The organism is Bradyrhizobium sp. GCM10028915 (genome assembly GCF_042666195.1).
Taxonomy (GTDB): Bacteria; Pseudomonadota; Alphaproteobacteria; order Rhizobiales; family Xanthobacteraceae; genus Bradyrhizobium; species Bradyrhizobium canariense_D.
In genome coordinates, this window is the sequence record NZ_JBHTFN010000031.1 from 1 (window position 1) to 818 (window position 818).

The window sequence follows — 818 nt, forward strand, 5'->3', positions numbered from 1 at the left end:
ACCGAGCGCTTCTTTGCCGGATGACTGTCGTGGGCACGATCTGCCTCTGCGCCGCGTTTACGATGTGGATGCTCGTTTGAGCCGCCACTCATGCCGCCAACGGAGGCGCCCTATTTCGGTGGCTGCCATCTTGGCAAGGCCAGCCACTCGGTTACTGAGACGTGATTTCGTTCTGCCGGGCCTTCCTAAGCAGACTGTCTCGTTTGTCCTGGCGGAAATGACCCGGCTTCATCACGTAGCTGTTGAGCTTCTAGGTCAAGCCGAGCCCTCTCTTGCGAGATCGCCGCGGCGTTTGCCGCGTCCCGGAAAGCGGAACTCCCTATGGTATTACCCATGCGCATTTCACAATTGCGGAGCGGCGCGCTGGGACCTAACTCCTCAATCACCCTGAGAGACAACAATTCGCCTCCGAGGCGCGTGTGGTTGGAGTTTTTGAGATTGAGAGCTTCCGCAGCTGAATTGGACTTCGGGGCGCGAGGCGTAGGCGGATTCAAACAAAGTTCGAGTTGGCCGCCCTATGACGCTCGAAATGCGATGCGGCGGATCGTTCAAGGAGGCCGCAGTGACGCTTCCCGGCGAAATTGGTAACCGACTTCTGGCAGCACTACCGGCGGCGGACCTCGATCTGCTGGCGCCCGAGCTAGAGATGGTAGCGCTCGATCGGGATGCGGTCGTCTCGCAGGCGGGTGACCAGACCGAGCACGTCCTCTTTCCTCATAGTGGCGCCATTTCTGTGATGATCGACATGGCCAACGGACAGACGGTCGCCAGCGCCGCAATAGGGCGCGAGGGAGCAGTAGGCACTCTTTCCGTGCTAG

General features: G+C 59.9%; 1 pseudogene. It reads left to right on the plus strand.

Annotated features, from left to right (window positions below):
* Window positions 1–562 precede the first annotated feature (562 nt).
* Window positions 563–818: pseudogene (locus ACFQX9_RS16700) on the plus strand (Crp/Fnr family transcriptional regulator); the annotation flags it as partial.